The organism is Collimonas sp. GW821-FHT07E08 (assembly GCF_059418905.1).
In genome coordinates, this window is record NZ_JBWKQR010000005.1 from 59,734 (window position 1) to 84,531 (window position 24,798).

Sequence of the window (24,798 nt, forward strand, 5' to 3'; positions counted from 1 at the left end):
TGGCGGACAATAGATTTCTTACTTTTAGTTAGCAAACTTACCACTATGTACAAGATCGTATTGATGCGCCACGGCGAATCCACCTGGAACCTGGCCAACCGTTTCACCGGCTGGGTCGACGTCGACCTTACCGAAAAAGGCGTGGCGGAAGCCAGGCAGGCAGGCCAGCTGCTGCGCGAAGCCGGGTTCACATTCGACCTGGCTTACACCTCGGTATTGAAACGCGCAATCCGCACCCTGTGGGGCACGCTCGACGAGATGGACCTGATGTGGCTGCCGGTCAGGCACCACTGGCGCCTGAACGAACGCCACTATGGCGCCTTGCAAGGCTTGAACAAGGCGGAAACCGCTGCCAAGTACGGCGATGAGCAAGTCATGGTGTGGCGCCGCAGCTATGACACGCCGCCGATGCCGCTGGAAGCGGACGACCCGCGCACTTCCTACAACGACCCGCGCTACGCCGGCCTGAAGCGCGAAGAGATCCCGCTGACCGAATGCCTGAAAGACACGGTCGCGCGCGTATTGCCATTCTGGAATGATGAAATCGCGCCATCCATCCGCAGCGGCAAGCGCATCATCATTTCAGCCCACGGCAACAGCTTGCGCGCCCTGATCAAGATGCTGGACGGCATCAGCGACCAGGATATCGTCGGCCTCAACATTCCCAACGGCCAGCCGCTGGTCTATGAACTGGACGCCGACCTGAAGCCGATCAAGAGTTATTACCTTGGCGACCAGGCGGCGATAGCAGCGGCGATGAACGCCGTCGCCAGCCAGGGGAAAGCGAAATAAATATCTCGCTGGACAAGCTCTTCGGCAGCAGCAAGCTCAGTCGCGCCATCGGCCGTCCCCCGGCGGCGTGGCCGCTGGCGCTGCTGCTGGCGGCGACGCTGGCGGCAGCCCTGCCCTCGGCCGCCGGCGCCGCCGTCAAGATCACCGAGCGCAGCAAGCAAAAACAGGCGGCAGAAGCGCAGCGCGCCGACCTGCGGCAAAAACTGGACAACCTCAAGCGCGACATCAGCCAGACCGAGACCGAGAAAGACAACGCCAGCGACGCCCTGGCCGATTCCGAAGCCGCGGTTTCCAAGGCCACCCGCTCTTTGCGCGATCTGGGCGCGGAACAAAAGCAGACCGAAGCCAAACTGGCCAAGCTGGCGAAACAGCATGACGAGCTGAGCAAGACCGTGGCTTCGCAGCAGGCCCAGCTGGCCAACCTGCTGCGCCAGCAGTACGTCGCCGGCAACGAAGACCGCATCAAGCTGCTGCTGTCCGGCGACAACCCGAACCGCATCAATCGCGACCTGCAGTACATGGGGTATGTTTCGCAGGCGCAAGCGCGGCTGCTGGAATCGCTGCGCGCCAACCTTGCCGCAGTGGAAGCCAACCAGACCGAAGCCCAGAACGCCAAGGACGACCTCGACGAAATCGCCCAGGAACAGCGCGACCAGAAGAACCTGCTGGAAAAGGAAAAGTCCAAGCGCGCCACCTTGCTGACCCAGCTGTCCAGCAAACTGGCGAGCCAGCGCAAGGAAGCCGGCAATATCCAGCGCGACGACCAGCGCCTGTCGGGCCTGGTCGACAAGCTGGCGGAACTGATCGAAGCGCAAAAGAAAGCCGAGGCCGCGGCTCGCGAGAAATTGCGCCAGCAGCAACTCGCACAAGCGCAAGCCCAGGCCCAAGCGAAAGCCGCGCGCGAACGCGAACGCCAGCGCCTGCTTGAACAGCAGCGCGCGGCCCAGGCCGGCAAACCGCCGGTTGCGGGGCCAAGCCCGGCGGGACCTACCCCGGCGGGACCGAAAGTCCCCAATCCGGACGCGATCGACGACGACCAGCCGCCGCCGGCAGTAGCCGCGGCGCCAACGCCCGCCCCGGCGCCGCTGGCGCGCAATGAACTGACGCCGGAAGCCGACAACGCCTACGGCAAGCCGTTCGAATCCCTGCGCGGGCAGCTCCGGCTGCCGGTGCGCGGCGACGTCATGGCGCGCTTCGGCAGCAAGCGCGGCGACGGTCCGAGCTGGAAAGGCTTGTTCATCCGCACCCCGGAAGGCAGCGAAGTGAAGGCGGTGGCTGCCGGCCGGGTGGTGTTTTCCGACTGGCTGCGCGGCTTCGGCAATCTGATCATTGTCGACCACGGCAACCAGTACATGACGATTTACGGTAATAATCAGGCATTATTGAAGCGTCCCGGAGATGCCGTGAAAGCCGGCGACGTCATTGCCAGCGCCGGCAACAGCGGCGGCAATGAACAATCGGGTTTATACTTTGAAATTCGGCATCAGGGCCGTGCGTTTGACCCACTCGGATGGGTAACTACTAGGTGAAACATGGGCAGTAAACTCAAGAATATCGGTCTGATCAGCTTAGGCGTCATTGCAGGGATAGGCGCCTCCATCCAGTTCGACGCCATTGCGCAGAAAAGCGCCGCGGCGCCATTGCCGCTGGAGGAGTTGCGGCAGCTGGCCGATATTTTCGGCCTGATCAAGTCCGATTACGTGGAACCGGCCGACGACAAGAAACTGCTGACCGAAGCCATTTCCGGCATGGTAGCCTCGCTCGACCCGCATTCCGCCTACCTGGACAAGAAGGCTTACAAGGAACTGCGCGAGAGCACCCAAGGCAAGTTTGTCGGCCTCGGCATCGAAGTCGGCATGGAAGACGGCTACATCAAGGTGGTGTCGCCGATCGAGGATTCCCCGGCCTACCGCGCCGGGATCAAGGCGGGCGACCTGATCACCCGCCTCGACGCCACCCCGGTCAAGGGCCTGACCCTGGAGCAGGCGGTCAAGCGCATGCGCGGCGAGCCTAACACCAAGATCACCCTGACCATCTCGCGCAAGGAAGAAGACAAGCCGCTGATCTTCAACATCACGCGCCAGGAAATCCGTGTGCAAAGCGTGAAAGGCAAAGTCGTCGAACCGGGTTATGCGTGGCTGCGCGTGACCCAGTTCCAGGAACCGACAGTGGATGACATGGCCAAGAAGATCGCCGCCATCTATGCCCAGGAGCCGAACCTGAAGGGCCTGGTGCTGGACTTGCGCAACGACCCGGGCGGCGTTTTGCCGGGCGCGATCGGCGTGTCCGCGGCCTTCCTGCCCAAGGATGCGGTGGTGGTCACCACCAACGGCCAGTTGCCGAGCTCCAAGGCTTCGTTCTACGCCAAGCGCGAGTATTACGCCAATCCGGGCAATGATCCGCTGGCGCGCCTGCCGGAAGCGCTGAAGAAAGTGCCGATGGTGGTGCTGGTCAATACCGGTTCCGCTTCCGCCTCGGAAATCGTGGCCGGCGCCTTGCAAGACTACAAGCGCGCCACCATCATGGGCACGCAAACCTTCGGCAAGGGTTCGGTGCAATCGGTGATCGCCTTGCCGCCGGACCGCAACACCGCGGTCAAGCTGACCACCGCCCGCTACTACACGCCGAACGGCCGCTCGATCCAGGCCAAGGGCATCGTGCCGGATGTGATGGTGGATGAATATGCCGACGGCGACGGCCTGAACGGCCTGCGCCTGCGCGAGGCCGACCTGACCAAGCACCTGAGCAACGATACCGACAAGGGTCCGGAAGTCAAGGCGTCCAAGGTCGACGAACTGGAAGAAGCGCAGAACATCGCCGCAGCCGAAAAGAAACGCAAGCCGCTGGAGTTCGGCAGCAAGGACGATTTCCAGCTGGCGCAAGCGCTGAACCAGCTCAAGGGCCTGCCGGTGCAAGTGTCCAAGGTGAAACCGGAAAACCGCTCGGAAGCCGAGAAGGACGCCAAGCCGTCCAAAGACGACAAGCCGGCTCCGGCCGATGGCGCCATCATCAAGAAGGATGAACCGAAGGACGAGAAAAAATAATCGTTTTTCACGCTACACTAAGGCCGCAGCGATGCGGCCTTTTTTTTTTGGCAGAGATACGGCAAATTCCGCAGTTTTATCTATTTGGCAGCTTTCCATGAACGACCAGCAATTACTCCGCTATTCGCGCCACATCCTGCTGGATGACATCGACATAGCCGGCCAGGAGAAATTCCTGGCGGCGCACGCCCTGATCATCGGCGCCGGCGGCCTCGGCTCGCCGGTGGCCATGTACCTGGCCTCGGCCGGCGTCGGCCGCATCACGCTGGTGGATAACGACAGCGTCGACCTGACCAACCTGCAGCGGCAAATCCTGCACACCAGCGAACGCGTCGGCCAGGCCAAGGTCATCTCCGGCAAAACCGCGATGACGCAAATCAATCCCGATGTCCAGGTAGTGGCGCTGGCGGAACGCGCCGACCAGGCGCGTCTCGGCCAGCTGATCGGCGATGCCGATGTGGTGATCGACTGCAGCGACAACTTCGCCACCCGGCAAGCCATCAACCGCGCCTGCGTCGCGCACCAGGTGCCGCTGGTTTCCGGCGCGGCGATCCAGTTCGACGGCCAGGTCAGCGTATTCGACGCGCGCGATCCCGGCTCGCCTTGCTATGCCTGCCTGTTCCCGCCGGACCGGGAATTTGAAGAAGTCGCCTGCTCCACCATGGGCGTATTCGCGCCGCTGGTCGGCATCATCGGCAGCATGCAGGCGGCCGAAGCGCTCAAGCTGATCGCCGCCATCGGCACCTCGCTGTCGGGCTCGCTGCTGATGCTGGACGCGCGCAGCATGGAATGGACCCGCATCGGCGTCGCCCGCGATGCCGGCTGCCCGGTATGCGGCAAACAGGATCATTCTTGAGCCGGATGCAAGCAGCTTCCGGCAATTAGTAGCTTTCTTCGCATCGTCATATTTTTCTTTCCCCAACGGCCGCCCGTACCTTAGATTACGGTCAGCTGTCGTGCCCTGTCGCGATGGCTATTGACCAACTCTAAGCGAGAGAAAAAGAAATGAAGCGCAGACAGTTTCTGAAAGGCTCGGCATTTTTCACAGTGGTTGCGGCAAGCACAGGGTTGCTGAACGCATGCGGCGGCAGCAGCGGCGACGGCGGCACAGGGGAGTTCGCTTTTCCCCAGGGGATTGCTTCCGGCGACCCGAAAGACAGCAGCGCCGTGTTCTGGGCGCGAGTCGTGCGCAACAACGGCGCCGTCGCCACGGCTGCGATCGCGGTGCGGCTGGAAGTCTCCTCCATGCGGGATTTTTCCTCCCTGGCGGCCCAAGCCGACCTGAGCGCCAGTCCCGATTACGACTTCACGGTACGCGCCAAGGTAACGCAACTCAAGCCGAATACTGTTTATTACTACCGTTTTACCGCCGGCAGCGACGTCAGCCCGGTGGCCCAGACCAAAACCGCTCCGCTCGCCAGCGCCAGCAACAGCCAGGTGCGCTTCGCCTGGTTTACCTGCCAGGACTGGTCGGTCAACCATTGGCAAGCCATGTCCCTGCTGGCGCAGGAAGACCTGGATTTCGTCGTGCACGTCGGCGACTACGTCTATGAAACCGTCGGCGCTTCATTCCAGACCGGCGGTGCCGAACCGGCGCACAAGCCGATTACCCTGCCAAACGGCCTGCCCCATCCGGGCGGCGGCGTGTACGCCAATACAGTCAGCGACTACCGCACCCTGTACCGCACCTACAAGACCGATGCGCGCCTGCAGAGCATCCATCACAAATTCCCGGTGATTGCGATCTGGGACGACCATGAATTCTCTGACGACTGCTGGCAGGATCACCAGGTCTACACCAACCAGAACAAGCAGGAAACGGCACGCCGGCGCAGCGCCACCCAGGCCTGGGCCGAGTACACGCCTATCGATTTCGGCGACCTGTCGTTCGACCTCAACAACAGCAGCTACCAGAACATCCGCATCTATCGCGATTTCCGCTTCGGCCAGCTGGTGCACCTGGTGATGACCGACGAACGCCTGTACCGCGACGACCACGTCGTCAGCGAACAGTCGGTAGCGCAGCAGGCCGGACACGATCCGGTCAACGGCGACGATTCGATAGGCGCGCGCTACTTCGTGCCGCAATCGACCCTGCTGCAAATGGAAGCGCAGGAAACCGCCAGGCTGGGCCGGCCGCCGTCGATACTCGGCGTCACGCAGACGCAGTGGTGGAAAGACACCTTGAAGAATTCGGATGCGACCTGGAAAGTGTGGGGCAACGAAATCATGCTGAACCGCATGTGGGCCGACCTGTCGCCGCCGGCGCTGGGGATTCCCGCGCCCTACAACCAGCTGTATGTGATCAATTGCGATTCATGGGACGGCTATCCGAGCCACAAGGCGGAACTGCTGTCTTACCTGAATACCCAGAACATCAAGAACGTGGTGGCGATCACCGGCGACCTGCACGCCTTCCAGTGCGGCGTGGTGCGCGCCAATCCCGCCGATCCGGCCAGCGCTCCGGTGCTGGCGGATTTCCTGGCGGCCGGCGTCAGCAGCCAGTCGTTTTACAACTACATCAAGTCCGGCGCGGCGACGGTCAATCCCTTGCTCGGCGCGCTGACACAGACGCCGCAGGTTTTCGACGGCCTGCTGAAAGGCTTCAATCCCGACTTCGCCTACGTCGACCACGACGCCCAGGGTTACGCATCGGCCACCGTGACCAGCGACAGCATCGTCGTCGTATTCAACAAGGTGAAGCCGCTCGCCGCCGACAACAGCGCGCCGCAGCAGCCATTGCTGAAACGCACCCGCATCACGCTGGCCAAAGGATCGGCCACGCCGCAGGTCGAAGATAACGTCTAGAGCGTTCGTCAGGAAGGAAAACGCCATCGCCCGCAGTCCGCCGCGGGCGATGGCGGCTAGCGCAATCAGGCGGCGCGCGCAGCCGGCTGAACGGCTTTCAGGAGCCGCAGCTTCTGGATGGTGTCGGCACAGGCACGGGCCGCTTCCGCGCCCTTCACCAGGAAATGCTCGAAGAAATATTTATGATGCTCTTCGCCGGCGTGGAAGTGATGCGGCGTCAATACCGCCGACAACACCGGCACCGCGGTTTCCAGCTGCACTTGCATCAGGCCGCTGATGACCGCCTGCGCCACGAATTCATGGCGGTAGATGCCGCCGTCCACCACCAGGCCGGTCGCCACCACGGCGGCATAACGGCCGCTGTTGGCCAGCAGTTTGGCATGCAGGGGAATTTCGAAAGCGCCGGCGACTTCGAAGAAATCGATGTCTTGCTCGCCGTAGCCGGCCTTGGCGATTTCGGCGATAAAAGCGATCCGGCATTGGTCCACGATGTCGCGATGCCAGCCGGCCTGGATGAACGCGATGCGTTCGCCGCCTGCGGCGCCGGAGGTTTTTGATTTGATATCGACTGCGGGATTGTGTTGCTGCTGCATTTGACTACTCCTGTTTAAATGAATAAAACAGGGCGTGTTGGATCGAAAGGAAGCACGAACACATACCGGCCCCATCAGCGCCGGCCGCCATCGGCAACGGCATAGCCGCCGCCCATGCAGCAAGACACTGATCAATTCCGGTAAACGCCGCGCAACCTGTTCTCTCTTTATCCGGACTATACCGTCGGCCCCGGGATCGCACCGGGTCTGCTGACCTTGCCGCGGATACCGCAACAAGCGCTCGCGGGCTATGCGCATTGCACGCAATTACCGCCGGTGGGGAATCGCACCCCGCCCTGAGAACGTTTCGCTCGATGCCTTGAGCGAAACGAGAATTTATCACAGAAGCAATCGGCCTGCAGAAGCCCGCCCGGATCCCGGGTCAGTTTGTTTTCTTCGCCAGCCCGAGATAGGTGTCTATCACTTTCGGATCGTGCGCCAGCTCGGCAGCCGGTCCCTGCAGCACCATGTCGCCGGTTTCCAGCACATACGCATGGTCGGCTGCCTGCAAGGCGGCGCGGGCGTTTTGCTCGACCAGCAAGATGGCCACGCCAGTCTGTTTCAAACGTACGATGATGTGGAAAATCTCTTTCACGATCAGCGGCGCCAGGCCGAGGCTGGGTTCGTCCAGCATCAGCAGCTGCGGCTTCGCCATCAGGGCCCGTCCCAGCGCCAGCATTTGCCGCTCGCCGCCGGACAGGCTGCCGGCCTGCTGCCTGCGCCGTTCCTGCAGGCGCGGAAACAGGTCGTACACCAGCGCCATCTGGTCGGCGTACGCGCGCTCGCCGGCCTTGTAGCGGCGGTAGCTGCCCAGCAGCAGGTTGTCTTGCACCGTCATGCTGGCGAACAGCTCACGTGTTTCCGGCACCAGGCACATGCCGCGCGCAACCCGTGTTTCGATCGCCACGCCATCGAGATCCTGCCCCAGCAGGCTGACCTTGCCGCGCATGCTGCCGTTGTTCGGCATGGCGCCGGCGATCGCATTCAGCATGGTCGATTTACCGGCGCCGTTGGGACCGATCACGGTCACGATCTGGCCGGCGCCGACCCGCAGGCTGGCGCCATGCAAGGCTTCAACCTTGCCGTAGGCAACGTGCAGGTCGACCACTTCGAGCACCGGGGAGCCGGCGGGATTACTCATCGATGCCTCCCAGGTAAGCTTCCAGCACCGCCGGGTCTTGCTGTATCTCGGCCGGCAAACCCTGCGCAATCTTGCTGCCGAATTCCATCACTACCAGCTGGTCGGTCAGGTTCATGACAAAATCCATATCGTGCTCTACCAGCAAAATGCTCATTCCTTCTGTCTTCAGCTTGCGCAGCAAATCCGCCAGCGCCTGCTTCTCCTGGTAGCGCAAGCCTGCAGCCGGCTCATCCAGCAGCAGCAAGGTCGGATCGCAGCACAGCGCACGCGCAATCTCCAGGATCCGCTGCTGGCCCAGCGCCAGGCTGCCGGCCTCTTGATACAGCAAATGTCCGAGGCCGACTCGTTCCAGCTGTTTTTTCGCCTCGAACAGCAAGCTCTGTTCTTCGCCGCGCTCAAGCCGCAACAGGCCGCGCACGATGCCGCCGATGTCGTTGCGGCGAGCGCGCAGGTGGGCGCCGATGGCGACATTCTCAAGCACCGTCATGCCAGCCATCAACCGCACGTGCTGGAAGGTGCGGGCGATGCCGCGGGCGACGATCTGGCGCGACGCCAGGCCCGATATCTGCTGCAAGCCGTCCCGCGCGCGAAATCTGACCGAACCGCTAGTCAGGGGCAACACTCCGGTAACCAGGTTGAACATGGTCGATTTGCCGGCGCCGTTGGGGCCGATCAAGCCCACGATCTGTCCGGCCCTGACGCTGAAACTCATGTCGTTGACCGCCACCAGGCCGCCGAACTCCTTGCGCGCCCGTTCTATCTCCAGCACTATCTCGGCATCCGCATGCCTGCTGCGGGTGGCTAACGCCGCCGCGGACGACGGCGCCTGTGCCGCCGGCTTGCCTGGCATCCATTTGCGCAAATACGGCCACAGGCCGTCGCGCGCGCGCTGCAGCAACAGCAGCATCAGGATGCCGAACACAATGGTTTCGAAATTGCCGTTGGCGCCCAGCAGCTTCGGCAATATCGATTGCAGCTGATCCTTCAGCAAGGTCAGCAACGCCGATCCGAGAATCGCGCCCCATACGTAACCGGCGCCGCCGACCACCGCCATGAACAGGTATTCGATGCCGGCGTTGAGACCGAACGGAGTCGGGCTTACCGAACGCTGCAAATGCGCATACAGCCAGCCGGAAACGCTGGCCAGCAGGGCTGCCAGCACAAACACCAGCACTTTGATCCAGGCCGTGTTGACGCCCATCGCTTCGGCCATCACGGCGCCGCCGTTGAGCGCGCGGATTGCACGGCCCGAGCGCGAGTTCAGCAGGTTTTGCAAACCGGCCAGCGCCACCAGCAGGATCGCCCAGATCAGGTAAAACATCTTGCGGCCGCTATCGAGCTCGATGCCGAACAGGTTGACCGCAGGGATGCCGTTCAAGCCGTCGTATTTGCCGAGGAATTCCAGGTTGCCGAACAAAAAATACAGCGACAGCGCCCAGGCGATGGTGCCGAGCGGCAGGTAGTGGCCCGACAGGCGCATGGTGATGGCGCCGATCGCCAGCGCCGCCAGCGTCGTCACGCCCAGGCCGGCCAGCAAGCCGATCCAGGGCGACAGGCCGAACTGGGTGCTCAGGTAAGCAGTGGAATAAGCGCCCAGCCCGACAAAAGCAGCCTGGCCGAAAGAAGTCAGGCCGCCCACTCCGGTCAGCAGCACCAGTCCCAGCGCGACCAGCGCATACAAGCCGATGTAGTTGGCCAGGGTGATCCAGAATTCCGGCGTCGGCAAGATGGGCAGCAAAAGCAGGATCGCCAGGAAACCAAACAAAGGCAATTTGCCAGGGAAAAATTTAAGCATCACTGGTCACCCTCGTCGACCTGCCTGCTGGTCAGCGAACGCCACAGCAGCACCGGGATGATCAGCGTAAACACGATCACTTCCTTGAAAGCGCTGGCCCAGAACGAAGAATACGATTCCAGCAAACCCACCAGCAAAGCGCCCGCAGCAGCAATCGGATAACTGCCGAGGCCGCCGATGATGGCGCCGACAAATCCCTTCAAGCCGATCAGGAAGCCGCTGTCGTAATACACGGTAGTCAACGGAGCGATCAGGATGCCGCACAAGGCGCCCAGCGCCGCTGCCAGCGTGAACGCCAGGCGCCCGGCCTGGCCGGTGCCGATGCCGACCAGGCGCGCGCCGAGCCGGTTGACCGCGGTGGCGCGCAAAGCCTTGCCGGACAAGGTGCGTTCAAAATAGATGTAGAGTGCGGCGATCAGCAGCAGCGACACCACGATGATCACGCAGCTCTGGCCGGAAACGGCCAGGCCGCCGATGTCGAAACGGGCATCGGAAAACGGCGCGGTGCGCGAACCTTCGGCCCCGAACATCAGCAAGCCGATGCCGATCAAGGCGTAATGCACCGCCACCGACACGATCAGCAAGACCAGCGTGCTGGCTTCGGCCAGCGGCTGGAAGGCCAGCCGGTAGATCATCGGCCCCATCGGCACTACGATCAGCAGGGCCAGCAACACCTGCAACGGCATCGCCAGCGTGGCGTGGCCATACCAGCGGGTGACGGCATAGACCGCCAGCGGCAGCAGCACGAACTTCAGCAAGGCCACGCCGATTTTCCGGGCCTTGCGGGTTTCGCCGCTGCGGCCCAACGCTACAGTCGCTGCTTCCTGGATAAAACTCAAGACGCCGAGCGCCACCAGCAAGGTTGCAGACAGCGGAAATTTGTCAGACTGGATAGCCGCCAGCGTCAAGGCGCCGAAGGCGACGAATTCACCCTGCGGGATAAAGATGACGCGCGTGACCGAAAACACCAGCACCAGCGCCAATGCCAGCAGCGCATATACGGCGCCGCTGGTGATGCCATCCTGGGCCAGGATGGCGGCAATTGAGAAATCCATCTTACTGCGCGGCGCCTATCAGTTTCCACTTGCCGTTAACGATTTCAACCATCACGCGCGAACGCTGGTCGAAGCCGACGTGGTCGGTAGCGCTCATGTTGACGATGCCTTGCGATACCGGCAGGTTCTTGGTGTCTTCGATCGCGTCGCGCAGCGCGGCGCGGAATTCCTTGCTTCCCGGCTGGCCTTTTTTCAAGGCTTGCGGCGCGGCCGCGCCCAGCAGCATGCCGGCATCCCAAGCGTGGCCGCCGAAGGTCGAAATGCTGCCGGCGCCGTAGGCTTTCTCGTAAGCGGTACGGTAAGCCATTGCCGACTTCTTGACAGGATTGCTGTCCGGCAGCTGCTCAGCCACCAGCAACGGTCCGGCCGGCAGGAAAGTGCCTTCGCAATCCTTGCCGCAGACACGCAGGAAATCGTTGTTGGCGACGCCATGGGTCTGGTAGATCTTGCCTTTGTAACCGCGCTCCTTCAATGTCTTTTGCGGCAAGGCGGCAGGCGTGCCGGCGCCGGCGATCAGGACCGCGTCGGGATTGGCGCTGACCATCTTCAGCACTTGCCCGGTGACCGAAGTGTCGTTGCGGGCGAAGCGCTCATTGGCCACAATCCTGATCTTGCGCAGTTCGGCCAGCTTGGAGAATTCGCGGTACCAGCCCTCGCCGTAGGCATCGGAGAAACCGATGAAGGCCACGCTCTTGACGCCGGCATCGGCCATGTGGGCGATGATCGCGGTCGCCATGTGCGAATCGTTTTGCGGCGTCTTGAAAATCCAGCGGCGCTTGGCGTCGACCGGCTCGACCAGGGAAGCCGAAGCCGCCATCGAAATCATCGGCGTGCCCGATTCCGCGGCCACATCGCTCATCGCCAGCGAACCGGGAACCGCGGTCGAGCCGATCAGCAGGTCGACCTTTTCTTCGCTGACCAGCTTGCGCGCATTCTTGACGGCCGTGGTGCTGTCGGTGGCGTCATCGAGCACGATGTATTGCACCTTCTGGCCGGCGATTTCCTTCGGCAACAGGGCGAAAGTATTCTTTTCCGGGATGCCCAGCGAGGCGGCCGGGCCGGTCGCGGAAACGCTCACGCCGACCTTTATCTGGGCGTATGCACTGCTGCTGCCGGCGGCCAGGGTGATTGCCAATGCTGCGGAAACGGAAGTCCCCAACCATGCTTTTTTCATCTGAACTGCTCCATTGTAGTTTTAGCGCCGACGTCTCCCGGCAACGCTGATATCGTTCTGCCGAGAGATGTTAGCAAAGAATTTAAACCAGCATCAGCGCGATCTGCTGTGCGGCATCGTCTCCGGGCTTGTGCTGGAAACGGCTTTTGGCGAAGCGCTGCCAGCGGCCCAGCACGAAGCTGGTCAGGATATTGGCGCGCAAGGCGGCCTCCGCTTCGTTCGATTCCCCTTGCGAAGCGGCGATCCGCAGCGCCTGTTTCAGCGCCAGCTCGATGCGGTCGACAAACTGGTTCATGCGCAGCTGCAGGCGTTCGTCTTCGTTGACCAGCGCATCGCCGATCATGACCCGGGTCATGCCCGGATTGCGCTCGGCGAAATTGAGCAGCATCAAGGCAATCGCCTGCGCCTGGTGCAAGCCTTTTTCCTGCTGCTCGGTAATCTGGTTGACCAGGCCGAACACGCTGGTCTCGATGAAGTCGATCAGGCCTTCGAACATCTGCGCCTTGCTGGCGAAGTGCCGGTACAGCGCCGCCTCCGACACATCTATCTTGGCCGCCAGTGCGGCGGTGGTGATCTTTTCGCCTTTTGGCTGCTCCAGCATGGTCGCCAGGGTCTGGAGGATCTGGAGTTTGCGCTCGCCGGGTTTGGTAGTTGCCATGGTTTTTTATTTTAATAGTGATGGGGTAAAGGAAAACTGTGCCTGCTCCCTGCCCGGCACAGGGCCAGCCGCTTCAACGCAAGCGGTGCAGATTCCTGGCCAGCTGTCGCACCGATTTTACTTTGACATCGACGTATTTGGGGCGCTTTATCACATTTGACTGGTCCGCCAGGTATTGGGTGACCCAGGCCGTGCGCATGCCGACCCATTTGGCGGCTTTCAGCGTGCCGACTGTGTCTTCCACCAGAACGCAGCGGCGCGCCGCGACCTTTTCCCGCGCCAGCAGCTGACGCAGCAGGTGGCGCGACGGTTTCGGCCGCAGCTGCCGGTGCACATGCATGGATTCGATCGAAATGTGCTTGCCGAAATGGCGCTGCAAGCGCAAGTGGCGCAAGACGTCGCCCGAATAGCGCAGCGGCGCGTTGGTCAGCAGGATCTTGCGCCCCGGCAGGCGCTTGAGCAGGCTGATCAGGCCGCGCTCGGCGCGGATCATGCCCAGCAGGTCGTCAAAACGGTGCGCTTCACGCAGGAAATCCTCGGGCCGTACCTGATGGTGCTTGACCAAACCCAGCAAGGTCGCGCCATAACGCCGCCAGTATGTCTCCCGGGCGGCGTTGACGGTGGCGGCATCGGCGTCGACGCCGCCGCTGCCCAGGGTGCGCGCCATGAAGGCGTTCATGTTGTCGTGGATCGCGGGGAAAATGGCATGCGAGGCGTCGTGCAGGGTATTGTCCAGGTCAAACAGCCAGAGCGCTGTAGTATTCTTTGCCATTGTGCCGTGCATTCGTTTTATCAAGGAGAAGGTGTGCTTCGTAAGATTATAGTGACATTGTGCTGGTTGCCGCTAAGCCTGCTGGCGTTGTCCGCCCAGGCCGACGCTACGGACGCGGCAGCAGCGGCGGCGCCCGTCCGCCAGGGCGGCGCCTTGTTCAAGATACAGCGCGCCGGCCACAGCGCTTATGTATTCGGCACCATCCACGTCGGCCGCGCCGATTTTTATCCTTTCGACGACGTAGTCTTGCAAGCGTTGCAACAGTCGTCGGCCATCGCGCTGGAAATCGACCCCGGCAATGCCCATGGGCTGGCCGGCCTGATGACCAAATACGGCATCTACGCCAACGGCAAATCGCTGACGCAAGAGCTGCCGCCGCGGCTGCTGCAGCAGCTCAGCCCGCTGCTGGAAAAATACGGCCTGACGCTGGATCAGGTAGCCAGCATGAAACCATGGCTGCTGGCGACCATGCTCGGCATCAGCGAATACACCCACCAGGGTTACCTGCCCCAGTACGGCGTCGACGTCACCCTGGCCGCTTATGCAAGAAAACAGGAAAAACGCCTGGTCGAGCTGGAAACCGCGGAACAGCAGCTGTCCTTGCTGGGCAAGCTGACGTCGGCCGAGCAGGTCCAGTTCCTGCAAGACAGCGTCGACGAAATCCAGGACCCGGCCAAGGCGCAGCGTTCGACGCAATTGATCACACGCTGGCGCGACGGCGACGTCGACGGCATGGCCGCCATGCTGGCGGAACTGACCAGCGACGACACCTTCACCGGCAAATTCGTGCAGCGCGCTTTGCTGGACGAACGCAACCCCGGCCTGGCCGACGGCATAACCAGGCTGGCGAACGCAACGCCGCATGCATTCATCGGCATCGGCATGCTGCACCTGGTCGGCAAGAACAGCGTGCTGGCGATACTGCGGCAACGCGGTTATACGGTAAGCCGGGTTTACTAGCGCAATGCCATGACGGTCCCGGCCACTCCGCTGGCAGGCCATTCGCTTCACTGGCGCGAACGGGAAAGCTTCGTGCTGCTGGACAGCGAATTCGGCGGCGGCGAACATTTTTTCGCCACCTGGCAGGCGTGGCGCAACGATCCGCAGCGTCCGCGGCAATTGCATTACCTGGCGCTGCTGCCGCAACTTGCTACGCCCGGTCAGTTGCGGCAAGCCGCGGCAAAATTTCCTGAATGGCAGGCCCTGCACGCCGAACTGTGCGCTGAATGGCCGCCGGCGGTGCCAGGATTCCATCGCATTTTCCTGCAGCATGGACAACTGGTCCTGACACTGATGATCGGCGACGGCGCCGCCTGCCTGCGCCAAGTGACGGCAAGCGTGGATGCCTTCCGCTTGCACGGACGCAGCTGGCAGCAGTGGCCCCTGTCCGCGTTGAACACGCTGGGCCGGCTAGCTGCCGAACACGCCAGCCTGGACATCCCGGGCGCCGAACCCGCAGCCCGCAAGCAGCTGCAGCAAGCCGGATTCGTGTTTGAAAACGGCAGCGGACTTGAAACACCCGCCCTGCGCGCTCGTTTTGCGCCGCGCTTCACCGCACGTTCCGCGCCAGCGCCGGCCCATGCCGACCGCCGCGCAATTGTCATCGGCGCCGGCCTGGCCGGCAGCGCGGCTTGCCAGCGCCTGGCGCAGCGCGGCTGGAACGTCGCGCTGATCGAGGGCCGCGCGGCGCCGGCGCAACAAGCTTCAGGCAATAGCGCCGGCATTTTCATGCCGCTGCTCTCGCGCGACGACAATCCCGGTTCACGCCTCAGCCGCAGCGCCTATCTGTTCGCCTTGCAGGCATGGCGCCAGCTGGGCGGCATCGGCAACACATTCGACGGCGCGGCCTGCGGTGTCCTGCAGATCGCCCGCGACGCCGCGCATGCCGAAAACCAGCAGCAATTGGCGGACTACTGGCGCTATCCGGCGGACTATGCGCAGTGGCTGGATCAAGCTGCCGCCAGCCGCCTTGCCGGCTGCCAGGTCAGCAGCGGCGCCTGGTTTTTCCCGGCCGCCGGCTGGGTGCAGCCGCGCAGTCTTTGCCAGGCCATGCTGGACAGTTGCGGCAAGCAGCTGCAAACCCATTTCGGACAGCATGCCGCCATCCTCGAACGCAGCCAGGACGGCTGGACCGTGCGCGACCGGCAAGGTGCAAAAATAGCCGGTGCGCCGGTAGTGGTCCTGGCAAACGCCTGCGACGCCTTGCAATTTCCGCAAGCCGGAGATTTGCCCTTGAGCGCCATCCGCGGCCAGATTACCTACCTCGGCGCCGGACAGGTTCCTGTCATCAAGCCGGTGCTATGCGGTGAGGCCTACCTGACACCGGCTCATGCCGGGACCTACAGCATAGGAGCATCTTATGACGAGGATGGCGAAACGGCGCTGCGCCAGGACAGCCAGGACGACAACCTGGCGCGCCTGGCCAAGCTGCTGCCTGGCTGGCGGCCTGGGCAGCCGCCGCTGGCCGGACGCGTCGGCTTTCGTTGCGTGGCCAGCGACCGCCTGCCGCTGGTCGGCGCCTTGCCGGATAAAAACGGGGCAAGCACCGTGCGCGAAGCAAAACTGAAAGACCTGCCCCGCTTTCCCGGCTTGTACAGCCTGCTGGGTTATGCCTCGCGCGGCCTGATATGGGCGCCGCTGGCGGCAGAATTGCTGGCATCGCAGCTGAATGGGGAACCGCTGCCGATCGAGGCCGACCTGGCGGCAGCACTCGATCCGGCGCGTTTCCTATTGAAACGGCAACGGCGCAGCATTCCCCCGCGCCAATAAAAAAGGGCGCCGCAAGGCGCCCTTTACATATTGCTTAACGATCCCAGCGGTACGGCCGCATCCGCCAGTCGCCGCGCGGGCCTCTTTCCCAGCGTGGCGGTACGTAACGGTAGCCCGGCCGCGCTCTCATCCAGCTGCCGCCTACCCACACATGGCGGCGGCCGTTCCAGCGCCAGTATCCCGGCGCCCAGACATAACCGGCACGCGATGGCGGCACTACTTCATAGCGCGGCGGCGGCGGCTGTCCGATCTGGACTCCGACATAGGTTGCGGCCTGGACCTGCGCCAGCGGCGTCATCAGGCCGGCGCCCAGCGCCAGCATGCTGATGCACACAATCGATTTGATCTTCATCGGATACCTCCTCCATTCGTTTAAAACCATCGGACGACGATTAAAATATAGGCGATAACCATGTAGCGGCTTGTTATTTTGTGTTTCCAAAAGATACAGGCCGGGCAAGCGCCCGGATGGCTTGCCGGCTGCCATTGCGCCCTCCCTAAGGTAAAATGGCGGCCTGCCGTACGGCATTGTCGTTTTATAAAAATAATTGCGGGGCAGCCGCCGCCGGCGTAGAACGCCAAGGCGGCCTGTCTCCACCTGACTTCCCGGAATACCCATGTTGCGATTGAATGAAGTACAACTCCCCCTGGACCACCCTGACGACGCCTTGCACGCGGCTATCCTGGGACGGCTGGGAATCGCCGCTGAAGAAATGCTCGGTTACACAATTTTCCGCCGCAGCTACGACGCCCGCAAGAAATCCGCGGTGATCCTGACGTACAGCGTGGATGTCGAGCTCAAGGATGAAGGCGCGGTCCTCAAGCGCCTGGCCGGCGATCGCACCGTGGCGCCGACGCCCGACACCAATTACCGCTTTGTAGCGCAGGCGCCGGGCCGGCTGAAATCGCGGCCGGTAGTGATCGGCACCGGGCCTTGCGGCCTGTTTGCCGGCCTGATCCTGGCGCAGATGGGGTTCAATCCGATTATCCTGGAGCGCGGCAAGGCGGTGCGCGAGCGCACCAAGGATACCTGGGGACTGTGGCGCAAGCGCGAGCTGCAGCCGGAATCCAACGTCCAGTTCGGCGAAGGCGGCGCCGGCACGTTTTCCGACGGCAAGCTGTGGACCCAGATCAAGGACCCCAAACACTATGGCCGCAAGGTGCTGACCGAATTCGTCAAGGCCGATGCGCCGGATGAAATCATGTACGTCAGCAAGCCGCACATCGGCACTTTCCGGCTGGTAAAGATGGTGGAGCAGATGCGCGCCACCATCGAGGCGCTGGGCGGCGAATTCCGTTTCCAGCAAAAGGTGGAAGACATCGCCATCAAGTCGGACAATGGCCAGGGACAAGTGCAAGCCGTCGTGCTGGCCAGCGGCGAAACCATCGTCACCGACCACGTGGTGCTGGCGATCGGCCACAGCGCCCGCGATACCTTCCAGATGCTGTACGACCGCGGCGTGTATATCGAAGCCAAGCCGTTCTCGCTCGGCTTCCGCATCGAACATCCGCAATCCCTGATCGACAAATGCCGCTTCGGCCCCAGCGCCGGCCATCCGATCCTTGGCGCCGCCGACTACAAGCTGGTCCATCACTGTGAATCGGCACAAGCCCGCGGGCGCGCGGTCTACAGTTTCTGCATGTGCCCGGGCGGCACCGTGGTGGCCGCAACCTCGGAACCGGGACGGGTGGTGACCAACGGCATGAGCCAGTACTCGCGCAACGAACGCAACGCCAACAGCGGCATCGTGGTCGGCATCACGCCGGCCGATTATCCCGGCCACCCGCTGGCCGGGATTGGCTTCCAGCGGCAATGGGAATCGCGCGCCTTCGAGCTGGGCGGCGGCACCTACGATGCGCCCGGCCAGCTGGTCGGCGACTTCCTCGCCGGCCGGCCGTCGACCGCGCTCGGTTCGGTGATTCCATCCTACAAACCCGGCGTCCACCTGGGCGACCTCGGCACGGCCTTGCCGGACTATGCGATTGCAGCTATCCGCGAAGCGTTGCCGGTATTCGACAAGCAGATCCGCGGCTTCGCCATGGCCGACGCAGTACTGACCGGCGTCGAGACCCGCACTTCGTCGCCGGTGCGCATCAAGCGCCACGACGACAGCCTGCAAAGCCTGAATACGACGGGATTGTTTCCGGCCGGCGAAGGCGCCGGTTATGCCGGCGGCATCATGTCGGCGGCGATTGACGGGATCCGGGTGGCTGAGGCGGTCGCCTTGAGCATGATGAGCAAAAACTAAGCTGGTTCAAGAAGGCCACCGGCCTATCGTCTTTCCGCAGCCTTGTACACCGCGTTACGCTCGCGTTTGCCTACGGCGACGACCAGTACTATCAACTCCTGGTCGCGCACCTCGTAGACTAGCCGGTAGCCAGCCTGGCGCAGCTTGACTTTATATCGGCTCCTGGAGCCGGATAACTGCGCGGACGGAACATGCGGAGCAAGCAATCGTTCCGCCAGTTTCTTTTTGAACTGCTCGCGCATGTCTTGATCCAGCTTGCGCCATTCCTTCAATGCATCCTCAAGGAAAGCCAGTTCAAAGCTCATCCAGCCTGACCCTGACAATAGCTTGCCCTTTGCGAGCGTCTGCAACGGCATTCAGCTCCATGTCTTCCAGCTTGTTCATCAGCGCTTCATAGGCTTTTGCCGGGACACAATAAAAAGCCGGCTGGTTCCGGTTTAATATCGCCACAGGAAATCCTTCACCGGCAGCAACAGTCCCCATAGGGTCTTTTTTCAACTCGGAAACGCTGGCGGTTGTTTCAGCAAGAATCAGGTGTGCCATGGAAATACTTTTAAAAGCATTATTAATAGCACCAATAATAGCATCTTTCATAGCACTCTTGATCATCTGATTGACGAAGATCGTAGTATGGTCCAGCTTCTGCAGCTAGTTTGCGTGAATGCCGTAAGTCTTGGCTGAATTTCACTCTCTTGGCAGCGACTAAACAGCCCTGCCGGCTTCGACGCAAAAACCCTTATTTTTTACCGGATTCAGCCTGCTTCTTGACATACGCGGCCTCGGTCAGCGTCTGCAGGAAAGCCACCAGGTCATCCACATCGCTGTCGCTTAATGCAGGCTTGCTGCCTTCGCGCCGGTTGTAAGGTACCGAGTTGATGTTCACATTGCCCCGGTAAGCGGGCGGCACATCGTCGAACTTGACGCCGGTCTTGTACCAGTCGCCCGGCTTGGTGGCGCGCGTCGCATAGAAGGCGACAGCGTCGCGCAGCGAGGTGAAGACACCGTTGTGCATGTAACTTTCGCGTACCGCGACATTGCGCAAACTGGGTGTCTTGAAATAGCCGCACCACTGGCTGCTGTCCGGCCATTGCAACTGGGCGGCAGTCTTGCACAGGCCGGCATCGTAGAAGCTGGAATTGCGGTTCTCGTCGATCAGTCGGTTGCGCGGCGCCGCCACTGCGTCGTAGCCAAAATCGGTAAACATCGAGCGCGCCGGGTTGCTGGAATTGTCGTTGAACTTGTGGCAGGACATGCAATTGCCCTTGTCCGGGTCTTTAAACAAGCGCAAGCCGCGCATTTCCGCCGCGTCCAGCTTGGCCCGGCCGCGGATGTAGTCATCGTACCTGGAACTGAACGGCGTCATTTCGTCGCTGCGCAAAAACGCTTCCAGCGCGCGCCCGGCAGCCCGGGCCGCCTGCGCCGGCCGCTGGAATATGGCAGCGCCGAACTGAGCCCGCATGTCGAGCGCATACGCTTGCTGCAGCTTGCGCGCGAACTGGGCGGGATTCCGATTGTTCATCTCCAGCGGATTGAACAGAGGACCTTGCGCCTGCTCCGCCAATGTATTGGCGCGGCCATCCCAAAAGAAACCGCCGAACGGAATCGGCGCCAACGCATCGTCATCCTGGTAGAAAAAACGCGGCGGCGTGTAACGCAGATACAAGACCGACGGCGTGTTGCGCGTACCCAGGCTGGACGGCCGGCTGCCGAGGGCGACGCCGATCCGTGAGCCGTGGTTGCCGGAAAACGCCTGCGCCGGATTGTGGCAACTGGCGCAACTGGTGCCGCGCGGTTCCGACAGCCGGCTATCGAAAAACAGTTGGCGGCCGAGTGCCACCAGTTGCGGCGGATCGGCAGGCGCTGCCGCCGGCACCGGCATTTCCGGATACAGCGGCGTGTTCGCCGGCGCCGCATGCAACTTGAGCGGCAGCAGGCAGGCCAACAGCAATGCCGGCCACAAACGACGCATCAGTTGGGCGCCAGATAGCCGGTCTTGTCGCAATTGATGCTGTTTCCGTTTTGCAGGCAAGTCGTAAGCAGCAGCCCTTTGCGCGTATAGGCTTTGTATGCCCATGTGCCGTTGCTCTGGCGATCCATCACCATGAAGCCGAAGCTGCTGGTATGGGCGATCTTGTCGATGATGGCGCCGGGGGCGGGACTGATGCCGACCGGGAACGGATCGGCGAAATTCACATCCAGGTTGTCGCCGCCGTTGCCGGAGACGAAAGTGGCCGGATGGCCGGATGAAAAATTGATCGCCTGGAAATCGTGGACGTGGCCGTGGATCGCCGTCTTCACGCCGGCTGGATAATAAGCGGTCGGATTGAGGCTTTTCATTACCGATTGCAAAGCGGCGTTGCCTGCCGCCGGCGCAGCGCCGGCCAGCGGAGCGAAAGCGAGGATGGGATGATGGTTGGTGAAAATGCTGTTGACGCCGACTTTCGCCGCCAGCCGGTTGACCGCCTGGAATTGCTGCAGGTACGTGACGAATTGCGGATCGCTGGCGGGCAATGCTGCCCTCCCCGCTTTCGACGAGTCGAACACAATCACTTGCGTATCAGCGCCGACCGCCACCGCATACGGATCGGAAAAATTGCCCAGGCCGTCATTGGCCGGATCGTCGCAGGAGCGCTTGGCGTCAAACGGCTGCGTATCCAGGAAGCGAAACCAGCCCTGCCCGGCACGGGCGCATTCTTCATGATTGCCGCGCACCATGATCCACGGCGCGGCAGCCATCAGCGGCGCAGCCGGCTTGAACAGATCGGCTTGCCATGCATCCCAGCCGTATCCCCATGGACTGTCTTTGCAGCCGGCGATATCTGCAGGGCAGGCGTTCTCGCGGTAGTGGTAATCGCCTACATGCAATACCAGGTCGGGCTTCATGGCGGCGGCGCTGGCGGCGATTTCCGGGAATGGCCAGGCGTCGTTATCGCTGCAGGCTTGCCAGGCGTTATCGGCCTTTTTCAGGCGGCAACCGGTATCGGCTAGCACCACCACGCGCTGTGGCGTTTTCTTTGGCAGCGGCAAAGAACGGGAACCGACCGTGACACTGCTGCTGTCGGCGGATGCATTGTATTCACAGGTGGTGACGGGAAAGGCCGAAGGCTTGGAGTCGGCGACTGCACTGGCGGTCGGGCGCTGTGCCGGCGTCGCCTGCGCGGCGCGCAAAACCATCGCTGCATAGCTGGCGCCGTCGCGGATTTCAGGACAGCTGGCGTCGGTGGTAATCACCCTGACGATCGCCTGGTTGTTGCTGCCGACCACGACCCAGGCCGCCTTCAGGCCGGCATCGACATTACTGTCGCTGCCGCCGCAGGCAGCGACAGCAAGACTTGCGCCCATTGCCGAAACCAGCCTGGCATTCGGCGAAAAAAAACTGCGCTGCGGCTTTATCGCATCCATATAGTCCACCAAGGCCAAGGGTCATGCTGTCGAATAGACAAAATTATAAAAAGAAAATATGACGCGCTTGTTACATCAGGCAGGCAAAAAAAAATACGCCCGCAGGCGTATTCTTGATGACGGGCGGTTGCCCCAGGCTAGCAATTGAATCAGCTATTTGCTGGCATCCCGCGTCGCCTGCAGCAGGCATTTCGACAGCTTGTCGAAATGCAGCCAGGCCGCCTGGCTCAGCTCCACCTGCTTGCGGCGCGTATCGTCGGTATCGCTGAGGACGATCCAGCCCTTTTCCCGCATCGATTTCAGCCGCGCGTGCAGCATGGCCGGCGAACCGAGTTCGCTTTGCGCCATCATGTCGCGCACCGACAGGCGTTCCCGGGCTTGCCCGGCGCGCGCAACGAAGGCCAGGATGCGATCTTCCAGGGGATCCAGCGAAGGCAGCGAAGGCAAGCCGCGCAAGGCATTCGCCAGCTGCAAGAAGCGCACGTAGATATCTGCCGGTCGGTTATTTTTTTCCATGGCCATATTGTAAGCTGCTGTCGCCTAAACGGTTTGCCAACGCTGTTAAATTCATATCGATCATACTCGTCATTTCAGTCGCGTCGCAAGTATCTTCCTGCGCCTGCGCGGATACTTCGGTAAGATACGCGCGTCATGTCCACTCCCCCATCCCCTGCCGCCAGATTGCGCCTCAACCTGCTGACAATCGGCAGTACGGCGGTCGTCTACATGCTGGTGTACATGGCCAACGACTGGCTGTTCAAGCACATCGAATTCGCCCAGGGGATTGCCTGGATTTACCTGCCCGCAGGAATACGGCTTATCTGCACCCTGCTGTTTGCCGAAGCGGGCGTGTTCGGCATCTTCATCGCTTCATTGCTGACGTCCAGCATCTACGCCCTGTTCCCCGGCGATCCGGTCACCACCGTCGGCTACAGCATCATCTCGGCGCTGGCGCCTTACCTTGCCTATCGCTTCACCTTGCAGGAAATGCGCCTGCAGCCTTCGCTGAGCAACCTGACCACCACCCGCCTGCTCGCCTGCATCCTGCTGTACGGCCTGGCCAATCCGCTGCTGCAGCTGCTGTGGTTCGTCTTGCGCGGCGTCTCCTACCATTTCTGGTCGGGCCTGATCGTGATGTCGATCGGCGACCTGACCGGCTCGCTGATCGTGGTCTATGCGATCAAGATGCTGCTGTCCTTCCTTCCCTTGCCAAGGCGCTGACCGTACGTGGTGCTGCGGCCACATCGCCGCCGATTGTAATACTGCCGAAATAATTCCTCGCTATTCTGCCGACAGTTATAGAAATTATAGCGGTTAGCGACTTCGCGCTATCGCCGCACATCTTCCATCGGGGTACAGCAATGCGTAGTTGGGACGAACCAAAAAAGCGGAAAGCCCGCGTCGAAATCATTCCCATGATCGACGTGATGATGTTCCTGCTGGTGTTTTTTGTGCTGATCAGTCTCAACGTGATTCCCGCGCTCGGCTTGAAAACACATCTGCCGACGGCCAGCAGCTCGCAGGACCTGAAGCCGCAAAACAAGGCGGTCATCACGATCGGCCTCAACGACGCGCTGCAGGTCGACGGCGTCGACACCAAGATCGGCGAGCTGCCGGCGCGCCTCAACCTGGCCCGCAAGAACGGTGAAAAGCTCAACGTCATCGTCAACAGCGACCGCGGAGTCGAAGTGCAGCGGCTGGTGGAAGTGATGGACACGCTGAAGCACAACGGCTTCGAGTCGATCTCCATTGCGACTCGCAAACCGTGATGCAGGCAATGATGACCATGCCGTTCCTGTTTCGCTTTCGCGATGCGCTGGCGACGCTGCCAGCCATGCTCATGCTGGCGATCCTGGTCTTTGCCGGCATCCAGAAAGTGGCGAAGATCGAGCCGCATCCTGACGATTCCCTGGTGCAGATCGCCTTGACCGAACCGGAGCCGCCGGCGCCGCCCGTGGTCACGCCGCCGCCGCAGGTCCCGACGCCGCCGCAAGCGGCCAAGCCAGTCCCGGTAGCGCAACCAGTCCGGCAGCCGACGCCGCCGCAGGCCGTCAGCCAGGCGCCGGTCAGCAACAGTCCCAGCGCAGAAGCGGCGGCTCAGCCCAAGGCAGTCGCCGCGCCGGCTGCCCCAGCCCCGGTAACGCCGCCGGCGCCGGAACCGGCGCCACCCGTGGCCAAGCCGAACAACGCCAGCATTGAAGCCGGTTACGTCTCCAAGGTGCGTGCGCACCTGAACAGCATCAAGCGTTATCCGACCGGCCGCGAAGCCAGCCAGCAGCGGCCGCAAGGCAAGGTGAAAGTGTGGTTCGTGCTGAACCGCGATGGCAGCCTGGTGGAGCAAGGCATAGAAGAATCGTCGAACTCCATGCTGCTCGACGAAGCCGCCCGCAAGACCATCAACCGCGCCGCTTTTCCTGCGTTTCCCGAAACCAGCTGGGCCGGGGAAGCGACACACCGGTTCAGCGCGGAGCTGGAATTTGTCCCGGGAGCGGGATAGAACAACAGCGAGCAACAACGAGCAACAACGAACAGCAGCTTGAACATCC

The 24,798-nt window shown here is 62.1% G+C and carries 25 protein-coding genes and 1 riboswitch; of the genes, 11 read left to right on the plus strand and 14 right to left on the minus strand.

Annotation, left to right across the window (positions count from 1 at the left end):
* The first annotated feature begins 45 nt into the window (after window positions 1-45).
* The gene (gene gpmA / locus AC07RZ_RS07890; RefSeq protein WP_092395273.1) at window positions 46-792 is read left to right on the plus strand and encodes a 2,3-diphosphoglycerate-dependent phosphoglycerate mutase; all 747 of its coding nucleotides are present in this window, start codon (window positions 46-48) and stop codon (window positions 790-792) included.
* Here gpmA and AC07RZ_RS07895 read toward each other — a convergent pair.
* Window positions 723-1,166, minus strand: a complete 444-nt coding sequence (locus tag AC07RZ_RS07895) for a hypothetical protein (RefSeq protein WP_494667548.1) — start codon at window positions 1,164-1,166, stop codon at window positions 723-725. The two genes, gpmA and AC07RZ_RS07895, sit on opposite strands and share 70 nt — an antisense overlap.
* Between AC07RZ_RS07895 and AC07RZ_RS07900 the strand changes: the two genes are divergently transcribed.
* From AC07RZ_RS07900 to AC07RZ_RS07915, 4 genes are all read left to right on the plus strand, one after another.
* On the plus strand, window positions 1,101-2,321 hold the full coding sequence (locus tag AC07RZ_RS07900; protein ID WP_494667549.1) for a murein hydrolase activator EnvC family protein: 1,221 nt from the start codon (window positions 1,101-1,103) through the stop codon (window positions 2,319-2,321). The genes AC07RZ_RS07895 and AC07RZ_RS07900 overlap by 66 nt on opposite strands.
* Before the next feature lie 3 nt (window positions 2,322-2,324).
* Window positions 2,325-3,836 (plus strand): S41 family peptidase, encoded by a 1,512-nt coding sequence (locus AC07RZ_RS07905; protein WP_494667550.1) that lies wholly within the window; start codon window positions 2,325-2,327, stop codon window positions 3,834-3,836.
* Between the two features lie 97 nt (window positions 3,837-3,933).
* Window positions 3,934-4,692 (plus strand): molybdopterin-synthase adenylyltransferase MoeB, encoded by a 759-nt coding sequence (locus AC07RZ_RS07910; protein ID WP_144738337.1) that lies wholly within the window; start codon window positions 3,934-3,936, stop codon window positions 4,690-4,692.
* 149 nt (window positions 4,693-4,841) lie between these two features.
* On the plus strand, window positions 4,842-6,644 hold the full coding sequence (locus AC07RZ_RS07915; protein WP_494667551.1) for an alkaline phosphatase D family protein: 1,803 nt from the start codon (window positions 4,842-4,844) through the stop codon (window positions 6,642-6,644).
* A gap of 65 nt (window positions 6,645-6,709) precedes the next feature.
* On the opposite strand, the gene AC07RZ_RS07920 is transcribed toward AC07RZ_RS07915, so the two are convergent.
* The 7 genes from AC07RZ_RS07920 to AC07RZ_RS07950 form a co-directional block, all read right to left on the minus strand.
* A complete protein-coding gene (locus tag AC07RZ_RS07920) occupies window positions 6,710-7,237 on the minus strand; it encodes a 6,7-dimethyl-8-ribityllumazine synthase (RefSeq protein ID WP_144738335.1) in 528 nt (175 codons plus the stop codon).
* A gap of 154 nt (window positions 7,238-7,391) precedes the next feature.
* A riboswitch (FMN riboswitch) is annotated at window positions 7,392-7,545 on the minus strand.
* Between the two features lie 74 nt (window positions 7,546-7,619).
* A complete protein-coding gene (locus AC07RZ_RS07925) occupies window positions 7,620-8,378 on the minus strand; it encodes an ABC transporter ATP-binding protein (RefSeq protein WP_494667552.1) in 759 nt (252 codons plus the stop codon).
* Entirely contained in the window at window positions 8,371-10,173 is a 1,803-nt protein-coding gene (locus tag AC07RZ_RS07930; protein WP_494667553.1) for a branched-chain amino acid ABC transporter ATP-binding protein/permease, read from the minus strand. Before AC07RZ_RS07930 ends, AC07RZ_RS07925 begins: the two co-directional genes overlap by 8 nt.
* Complete coding sequence (locus AC07RZ_RS07935; RefSeq protein WP_494667554.1) at window positions 10,173-11,228, minus strand: branched-chain amino acid ABC transporter permease; 1,056 nt, start codon at window positions 11,226-11,228, stop codon at window positions 10,173-10,175. The genes AC07RZ_RS07930 and AC07RZ_RS07935 overlap by 1 nt, the downstream gene beginning before the upstream one ends.
* A 1-nt stretch (window position 11,229) precedes the next feature.
* Window positions 11,230-12,402, minus strand: coding sequence for an ABC transporter substrate-binding protein (locus AC07RZ_RS07940; protein ID WP_144738331.1), 1,173 nt, complete (start codon window positions 12,400-12,402; stop codon window positions 11,230-11,232).
* 82 nt (window positions 12,403-12,484) lie between these two features.
* A complete protein-coding gene (gene slmA / locus AC07RZ_RS07945; protein WP_144738330.1) occupies window positions 12,485-13,060 on the minus strand; it encodes a nucleoid occlusion factor SlmA in 576 nt (191 codons plus the stop codon).
* A 73-nt stretch (window positions 13,061-13,133) separates the two neighbouring features.
* Window positions 13,134-13,832, minus strand: a complete 699-nt coding sequence (locus AC07RZ_RS07950; protein WP_494667555.1) for an HAD-IA family hydrolase — start codon at window positions 13,830-13,832, stop codon at window positions 13,134-13,136.
* A gap of 33 nt (window positions 13,833-13,865) precedes the next feature.
* Between AC07RZ_RS07950 and AC07RZ_RS07955 the strand changes: the two genes are divergently transcribed.
* A complete protein-coding gene (locus tag AC07RZ_RS07955) occupies window positions 13,866-14,792 on the plus strand; it encodes a TraB/GumN family protein (RefSeq protein WP_186450495.1) in 927 nt (308 codons plus the stop codon).
* A 9-nt stretch (window positions 14,793-14,801) separates the two neighbouring features.
* Window positions 14,802-16,601, plus strand: a complete 1,800-nt coding sequence (gene mnmC1 / locus AC07RZ_RS07960) for an FAD-dependent 5-carboxymethylaminomethyl-2-thiouridine(34) oxidoreductase MnmC1 (protein ID WP_494667556.1) — start codon at window positions 14,802-14,804, stop codon at window positions 16,599-16,601.
* A gap of 34 nt (window positions 16,602-16,635) precedes the next feature.
* Here the strand turns inward: mnmC1 and AC07RZ_RS07965 are convergent, their stop codons facing one another.
* Window positions 16,636-16,953, minus strand: coding sequence for a YXWGXW repeat-containing protein (locus AC07RZ_RS07965; protein WP_144738326.1), 318 nt, complete (start codon window positions 16,951-16,953; stop codon window positions 16,636-16,638).
* A 265-nt stretch (window positions 16,954-17,218) separates the two neighbouring features.
* Between AC07RZ_RS07965 and AC07RZ_RS07970 the strand changes: the two genes are divergently transcribed.
* Entirely contained in the window at window positions 17,219-18,850 is a 1,632-nt protein-coding gene (locus tag AC07RZ_RS07970) for an NAD(P)/FAD-dependent oxidoreductase (RefSeq protein WP_494667557.1), read from the plus strand.
* Window positions 18,851-18,873: 23 nt separating this feature from the next.
* Here AC07RZ_RS07970 and AC07RZ_RS07975 read toward each other — a convergent pair whose 3' ends face one another.
* From AC07RZ_RS07975 to AC07RZ_RS07995, 5 genes are all read right to left on the minus strand, one after another.
* A complete protein-coding gene (locus AC07RZ_RS07975; protein WP_494667558.1) occupies window positions 18,874-19,155 on the minus strand; it encodes a type II toxin-antitoxin system RelE family toxin in 282 nt (93 codons plus the stop codon).
* A complete protein-coding gene (locus tag AC07RZ_RS07980; RefSeq protein WP_494667707.1) occupies window positions 19,145-19,393 on the minus strand; it encodes a type II toxin-antitoxin system Phd/YefM family antitoxin in 249 nt (82 codons plus the stop codon). The genes AC07RZ_RS07975 and AC07RZ_RS07980 overlap by 11 nt, the downstream gene beginning before the upstream one ends.
* A gap of 193 nt (window positions 19,394-19,586) precedes the next feature.
* Window positions 19,587-20,819, minus strand: coding sequence for a cytochrome-c peroxidase (locus AC07RZ_RS07985; RefSeq protein ID WP_494667559.1), 1,233 nt, complete (start codon window positions 20,817-20,819; stop codon window positions 19,587-19,589).
* Window positions 20,819-22,192 carry a metallophosphoesterase gene (locus AC07RZ_RS07990; protein ID WP_494667560.1) on the minus strand — a complete coding sequence of 458 codons (1,374 nt, stop codon included), beginning with the start codon at window positions 22,190-22,192 and terminating at the stop codon, window positions 20,819-20,821. Before AC07RZ_RS07990 ends, AC07RZ_RS07985 begins: the two co-directional genes overlap by 1 nt.
* A gap of 213 nt (window positions 22,193-22,405) precedes the next feature.
* Entirely contained in the window at window positions 22,406-22,768 is a 363-nt protein-coding gene (locus tag AC07RZ_RS07995) for a hypothetical protein (protein WP_061542535.1), read from the minus strand.
* Window positions 22,769-22,903: 135 nt separating this feature from the next.
* Here AC07RZ_RS07995 and AC07RZ_RS08000 point away from each other — a divergent pair, with 135 nt between their 5' ends.
* The 3 genes from AC07RZ_RS08000 to AC07RZ_RS08010 all read left to right on the plus strand — a co-directional run bounded on the left by AC07RZ_RS08000 (window position 22,904) and on the right by AC07RZ_RS08010 (window position 24,749).
* On the plus strand, window positions 22,904-23,473 hold the full coding sequence (locus AC07RZ_RS08000; protein ID WP_092395325.1) for a hypothetical protein: 570 nt from the start codon (window positions 22,904-22,906) through the stop codon (window positions 23,471-23,473).
* 140 nt (window positions 23,474-23,613) lie between these two features.
* Window positions 23,614-24,021: an ExbD/TolR family protein gene (locus tag AC07RZ_RS08005; protein WP_092395328.1), complete on the plus strand. Its 408-nt coding sequence runs from the start codon at window positions 23,614-23,616 to the stop codon at window positions 24,019-24,021.
* Window positions 24,021-24,749, plus strand: coding sequence for a TonB family protein (locus AC07RZ_RS08010; RefSeq protein ID WP_494667561.1), 729 nt, complete (start codon window positions 24,021-24,023; stop codon window positions 24,747-24,749). The genes AC07RZ_RS08005 and AC07RZ_RS08010 overlap by 1 nt, the downstream gene beginning before the upstream one ends.
* The last annotated feature ends 49 nt before the right edge of the window (window positions 24,750-24,798 follow it).

What these genes read in the sequence shown, in the direction of transcription:
- gpmA (WP_092395273.1), top strand. Translation starts at nt 46, where the DNA reads ATGTACAAGATCGTATTGATGCGCCACGGCGAATCCACCTGGAACCTG.
- AC07RZ_RS07895 (WP_494667548.1), bottom strand. Translation starts at nt 1,166, where the DNA reads ATGCTGTTTCGCCAGCTTGGCCAGTTTGGCTTCGGTCTGCTTTTGTTC.
- AC07RZ_RS07905 (WP_494667550.1), top strand. Translation starts at nt 2,325, where the DNA reads ATGGGCAGTAAACTCAAGAATATCGGTCTGATCAGCTTAGGCGTCATT.
- AC07RZ_RS07910 (WP_144738337.1), top strand. Translation starts at nt 3,934, where the DNA reads ATGAACGACCAGCAATTACTCCGCTATTCGCGCCACATCCTGCTGGAT.
- AC07RZ_RS07915 (WP_494667551.1), top strand. Translation starts at nt 4,842, where the DNA reads ATGAAGCGCAGACAGTTTCTGAAAGGCTCGGCATTTTTCACAGTGGTT.
- AC07RZ_RS07920 (WP_144738335.1), bottom strand. Translation starts at nt 7,237, where the DNA reads ATGCAGCAGCAACACAATCCCGCAGTCGATATCAAATCAAAAACCTCC.
- AC07RZ_RS07925 (WP_494667552.1), bottom strand. Translation starts at nt 8,378, where the DNA reads ATGAGTAATCCCGCCGGCTCCCCGGTGCTCGAAGTGGTCGACCTGCAC.
- AC07RZ_RS07930 (WP_494667553.1), bottom strand. Translation starts at nt 10,173, where the DNA reads ATGCTTAAATTTTTCCCTGGCAAATTGCCTTTGTTTGGTTTCCTGGCG.
- AC07RZ_RS07935 (WP_494667554.1), bottom strand. Translation starts at nt 11,228, where the DNA reads ATGGATTTCTCAATTGCCGCCATCCTGGCCCAGGATGGCATCACCAGC.
- AC07RZ_RS07940 (WP_144738331.1), bottom strand. Translation starts at nt 12,402, where the DNA reads ATGAAAAAAGCATGGTTGGGGACTTCCGTTTCCGCAGCATTGGCAATC.
- slmA (WP_144738330.1), bottom strand. Translation starts at nt 13,060, where the DNA reads ATGGCAACTACCAAACCCGGCGAGCGCAAACTCCAGATCCTCCAGACC.
- AC07RZ_RS07950 (WP_494667555.1), bottom strand. Translation starts at nt 13,832, where the DNA reads ATGGCAAAGAATACTACAGCGCTCTGGCTGTTTGACCTGGACAATACC.
- mnmC1 (WP_494667556.1), top strand. Translation starts at nt 14,802, where the DNA reads ATGACGGTCCCGGCCACTCCGCTGGCAGGCCATTCGCTTCACTGGCGC.
- AC07RZ_RS07965 (WP_144738326.1), bottom strand. Translation starts at nt 16,953, where the DNA reads ATGAAGATCAAATCGATTGTGTGCATCAGCATGCTGGCGCTGGGCGCC.
- AC07RZ_RS07970 (WP_494667557.1), top strand. Translation starts at nt 17,219, where the DNA reads ATGTTGCGATTGAATGAAGTACAACTCCCCCTGGACCACCCTGACGAC.
- AC07RZ_RS07975 (WP_494667558.1), bottom strand. Translation starts at nt 19,155, where the DNA reads ATGAGCTTTGAACTGGCTTTCCTTGAGGATGCATTGAAGGAATGGCGC.
- AC07RZ_RS07980 (WP_494667707.1), bottom strand. Translation starts at nt 19,393, where the DNA reads ATGGCACACCTGATTCTTGCTGAAACAACCGCCAGCGTTTCCGAGTTG.
- AC07RZ_RS07985 (WP_494667559.1), bottom strand. Translation starts at nt 20,819, where the DNA reads ATGCGTCGTTTGTGGCCGGCATTGCTGTTGGCCTGCCTGCTGCCGCTC.
- AC07RZ_RS07990 (WP_494667560.1), bottom strand. Translation starts at nt 22,192, where the DNA reads ATGGGCGCAAGTCTTGCTGTCGCTGCCTGCGGCGGCAGCGACAGTAAT.
- AC07RZ_RS07995 (WP_061542535.1), bottom strand. Translation starts at nt 22,768, where the DNA reads ATGGAAAAAAATAACCGACCGGCAGATATCTACGTGCGCTTCTTGCAG.
- AC07RZ_RS08000 (WP_092395325.1), top strand. Translation starts at nt 22,904, where the DNA reads ATGTCCACTCCCCCATCCCCTGCCGCCAGATTGCGCCTCAACCTGCTG.
- AC07RZ_RS08005 (WP_092395328.1), top strand. Translation starts at nt 23,614, where the DNA reads ATGCGTAGTTGGGACGAACCAAAAAAGCGGAAAGCCCGCGTCGAAATC.
- AC07RZ_RS08010 (WP_494667561.1), top strand. Translation starts at nt 24,021, where the DNA reads ATGCAGGCAATGATGACCATGCCGTTCCTGTTTCGCTTTCGCGATGCG.